6 protein-coding genes and 2 pseudogenes are annotated in these 4,034 nt (G+C 41.4%); all 8 read left to right on the forward strand.

Going from position 1 to position 4,034, the window contains the following annotated elements:
- A pseudogene (locus tag MFLO_RS13895) lies at positions 1–259 on the forward strand (hypothetical protein); the annotation flags it as partial.
- 3 nt (positions 260–262) lie between these two features.
- Positions 263–1,180 carry a toprim domain-containing protein gene (locus MFLO_RS13900; protein ID WP_051993689.1) on the forward strand — a complete coding sequence of 306 codons (918 nt, stop codon included), beginning with the start codon at positions 263–265 and terminating at the stop codon, positions 1,178–1,180.
- Between the two features lie 42 nt (positions 1,181–1,222).
- A complete protein-coding gene (locus MFLO_RS13905; protein ID WP_036098652.1) occupies positions 1,223–1,531 on the forward strand; it encodes a hypothetical protein in 309 nt (102 codons plus the stop codon).
- A complete protein-coding gene (locus tag MFLO_RS13910) occupies positions 1,518–1,733 on the forward strand; it encodes a hypothetical protein (RefSeq protein ID WP_036098654.1) in 216 nt (71 codons plus the stop codon). Before MFLO_RS13905 ends, MFLO_RS13910 begins: the two co-directional genes overlap by 14 nt.
- 132 nt (positions 1,734–1,865) lie before the next feature.
- Complete coding sequence (locus MFLO_RS13915; protein WP_051993690.1) at positions 1,866–2,627, forward strand: hypothetical protein; 762 nt, start codon at positions 1,866–1,868, stop codon at positions 2,625–2,627.
- A 2-nt stretch (positions 2,628–2,629) separates the two neighbouring features.
- Positions 2,630–3,007, forward strand: coding sequence for a group I intron-associated PD-(D/E)XK endonuclease (locus MFLO_RS13920; RefSeq protein WP_036098656.1), 378 nt, complete (start codon positions 2,630–2,632; stop codon positions 3,005–3,007).
- A 6-nt stretch (positions 3,008–3,013) separates the two neighbouring features.
- A complete protein-coding gene (locus MFLO_RS13925) occupies positions 3,014–3,550 on the forward strand; it encodes a hypothetical protein (RefSeq protein WP_036098658.1) in 537 nt (178 codons plus the stop codon).
- Positions 3,551–3,565: 15 nt separating this feature from the next.
- Positions 3,566–4,034: pseudogene (locus MFLO_RS13930) on the forward strand (DNA polymerase); the annotation flags it as partial.

The raw sequence follows: 4,034 nt of genomic DNA on the forward strand, positions 1-4,034 counted from the left end.
AGAGGTGGGCGTAGTTTTGCCCCATAAAGGAATTGTGCTTTTCATTGACAGAGATTCGAGAGACGTTGTAATGCTTAAATCAAACAATGATGAAGGTTATTTTCTAAAGACAGTGAAACCTGGTGGTTATGTTCCTACAGGTAAAACCTATTCAAGAGAAGAATCGAAAGAGTTTATCCCTGAAATTAGCAATAGGCTACACAAAGAAGCTGACGAAGATGTTGCTATATACGAAAAAACGTTAACTATTAAGGAGTAACTTATGCAATCTATCACAATAAATGGACAAGTTATACTGATAGACATTCAAACTGAACTAGAAGCATTTGAATGGGAAAATGCGCGTTGGCTGGGCGATAAACTGATCGCAAATAGTCCATTTCGAAATGAGCGCCGCCCTTCCTTTTTTGTTAATTTAGAAGGGGAGCTTGCAGGCTTTTGGGCTGACAGCGGGGCGGTTGAACCACATAAAGAAAAAGGCAATTTCGTGTGGCTGCTGGCTTTGCTCCGCGGCTGGTCATATGAAATGGCTGAGCAGTACTTATTAGAAAAATATGGCTACTTAGATGTTGCAAAAATGCAACTTAAACCAGCAATCAAACGACTGGAACCTGAAAATGAGGTAGTAACTTTGGACGGATTTACAGCACTACCTAAAAGTGACTATTTAGAAAGTCGGGGCATCGGCTCAGAAGTGCAACAACTTTATGGAGTTGGCGGCGACAGCGAAAAAGCGATAATGCCCTGGCGAACAAAAGAGGGTCTGCCTGCAAATATTAAATATAGGCGCATAGATACAAAAGACTTTTGGTATGAACGTGGTGCAACCCCTTTGACTGACCTTGTTTTTGGCCAAGACGTTGTGTACAGTGAACAACCTGACACAATTGCGCTATGTGAGGCGGAAATTGATGCGATGAGCTGGACGCTACTTGAAAAAGATGTAATTGGAATTGCGGTCGGGAGCAGTAAATTAAGCGATGGGCAAGTTGAGTTAATCAAGCGGTTGCCTGCTGAAAAAATAATACTTGGAGCTGATAATGACAAAGCAGGACGCAAGTTGAACAATCAAGCTAAGCAAGCTTTTGGTGGATTATTTAAACTAGAATTTGCTGATTATGACAAGTTTAAAGATGCAAATGACAAATTAAAAAACTTTTCTGAATTGTCTGTACAGTGATGAGAAGACAACTTATAATAGAAAGAGTAAGAGGTGAACAAATTGAGTTATCGAATGACAGAACATGCAAAGCAACGAGCATTTGAGCGGCTTCAAATTCCCAAAAAAGATGCCCAAACATGGGCAAGTAAGAGGCTTGTTGGTAAAATGCCGGTTGCAAAACTTAGAGGCGGTGCGACTGAGTATGACGTGGACGGAATTACATTTGTTGTAGATGAGAAAGACAGAAAGATCATAACGGTGTATAAAACATTTGATGACGAACTAAAGTTTGCGGCTCAAAAAGCGGTGAGCAGGGTTCTTGATAAAGAACATAAAATTGTACGGAAAGTCAGCCGTGAAATTTTTTAATAAATGCGCAGAAATACATGCGGAATTGAGCAACGAGCTTGCAAAGTTAGCCCGCACATCAAATCCAAAAGCTCGCGACAAAATAACAACGACAGTGAATGAGCTTGAAACTCGCTTAGATGCTATAAAAGGGGAACAAGATGCCTTAAAACACTCCTATAACATTAAAGTCAAACAGGCTCGGAAATTACTTGAGCTATAAGCCGACACCTTCGTCGGCAAGGCGCTATGACTGGCGGGTCGTGGCGTCTTGCGGGCGAGGGAAAAGGAATGCAGGTGCACCCGTTCTGGTCCGTTGCTCGAACAAAATAAAAAGTTAAAGGGGAAATGATTTTTGGTACTAGTTGGAAATGAAGCATACTCGAGTCTGACAGAAAAAGTGTCAACCTCATCGACTGGCGACATCAAAAAATTTACATATTTGAAAAGTGGAGAGCCTGCGAAGATTGTAAAAGCACTGCCACCAAACAAAATAGCAGCATACGACAGTTATAGTGTGTTTGGAAAAGTTAACAGCTTTGAAGCAGAAAATCCGTCAATTAAAAATGCGCGCGGATATGCCATTGACGAGTTAACAACATGGGATTTAGCATCAAAATTTTACCAAGACCAAGCATCAGAACTAATTGAAAAAGGTAAATCAAAAGAAGACGATGACGTGAAGGCCTTACGTACTGAAGCCGCTAAGTACCGCTCAAAACGGCGCTACATTGTCCCTTTTGTTGATTTAAACAGCGGCGAGCTGATTTATGTTGATTTCAGCAAGAATCAGATGAAAAATGTGAATAGCATTGTTGAAAAACAACATGCAAAAAATAAGCTAAACAAATTAGCTTTCGAGCTTGAGAAGACGGGGGAAGGACGTGACACAGTCGTAAGTTTGACGCCTGTCATTGACGCTGATGACCTCACAAAAGAGCAGCAAGAACACCTGAAAAATGTCAATATTGAGGAGCAAGCGCCTGATTTTGAAGGGCTGACTTTTGTTTGTGACGAAGCTCAGCAAATCGAAAAACTGACCGAAGCTGGCTTTGATGTGAAGTTGATCGGGCTGAACCCAAATACTACCGAAACAGACCCAACCGAGGAGTTTTAGATTTGGCGCATTTGACGGCTATTACGGGAGAAGTAAGCGAACTGACTGCCGCCAGCCTACTCTTAACGGAGCTTGGCTGGGAGGTCAGCCGCCCAATTGTGCCTGAAGCGTATGACTTACTTGCACGAAATCCAAAATCAGGCGAATACACACGTATTCAAGTGAAGACTATTCGTCGCAGAAAAGACCGGCTCAATCAGCCTGTTGTTTACGCAAGCAAAAACAATGGCGATGCCTATACGCCAGATGAAGTTGACTATATCATCGGTGTAGAGAGACAAACGGCATATATGTTCAAATGTCGCGGTAAAAAAGAGTATTGGCTGAGTGAAAACAACATTGAAAACTCTGTAACACAATATAAAATACTAGGGGCGTGATAGTGAATGGCAACAATTAAATTGCACACCGGCGAAGTACTCGAACTAACTCAAGAAGAACTTTTAAATATTTTCAAATTAGCTCATGACGAAGCAAACAAAATTGATTTAAACGAAATTACTATTGAGGGCGTCACTTATGAGCTATCAAAAGAAAGTCTAACCGCAGGCGATTATATTGTTTTAAAAGAGTCAGGATTTCACTTTGTTAAAGCGGGGGTACCTTATAAGGTGCATAATAATGTTTGGACTGATGGATATACGATTGTGGACGATGAGGGGGACAATTTTTCATTAGACGGGGAAGATTACCTTACCTATAAATTAAAATATTCATCACGAGGGTATTCATTCATTAAACATGGTCGGGACGTGAATGAATTGAAAGAAGGAGATATTATTTCATATCTCGATAAAAAATATGTAGTAGTGGGCGTCGACAGTTGTACAGAATATATTATTATTGTTGACGGGCATATGCCCGTCTCGATACATAAATGCACAGTTGCGCTTGATACCCCTGTCGAAAAACTACTGAGCTAAAAGGAGAGTGCTCGCATGGCCCCAAAAGTAAAACTAACTTTAAATAATGACGCCTGTAAGCCGACGCTCAACAATGCGGCTAAGAAAAAAAGAGCCTCGCAAGAAACATTAGAAGAGGCGTGGGCTCGCATTGAAGCCCTTAAAAACAGCGATTCGGACAAGCGTATGATTGCCGACGTTAAAGCAGCGATGCTTGCGGAAAAAATTGGCAGAGAGCCCGAAAGTGTTGCGAAAAATAAGCGGCTAAGTAAAGCGGAGCTCAAGCGCCTTTATCCGAAAGTAAAAGAGCTCAAGCAAGCCGAAATTCTGGCTGAAATGGTCGACAGCATGCCTAAAAATTATTGGCTTGTACAGACAAAAGAGCGGTTAGATGAATTACTTGAATTGCTTGACCAAGAAGAACTAATCGTGTTCGACGTGGAAACGACAGGGACAAACGTTTATCGGGATTATCTTGTCGGGCATGTTATCACAGCAACGAAAG

It is taken from the genome of Listeria floridensis FSL S10-1187 (genome assembly GCF_000525875.1).
Classification (GTDB): Bacteria; Bacillota; Bacilli; order Lactobacillales; family Listeriaceae; genus Listeria; species Listeria floridensis.

What these genes read in the sequence shown, in the direction of transcription:
- MFLO_RS13900 (WP_051993689.1), top strand. Translation starts at nt 263, where the DNA reads ATGCAATCTATCACAATAAATGGACAAGTTATACTGATAGACATTCAA.
- MFLO_RS13925 (WP_036098658.1), top strand. Translation starts at nt 3,014, where the DNA reads ATGGCAACAATTAAATTGCACACCGGCGAAGTACTCGAACTAACTCAA.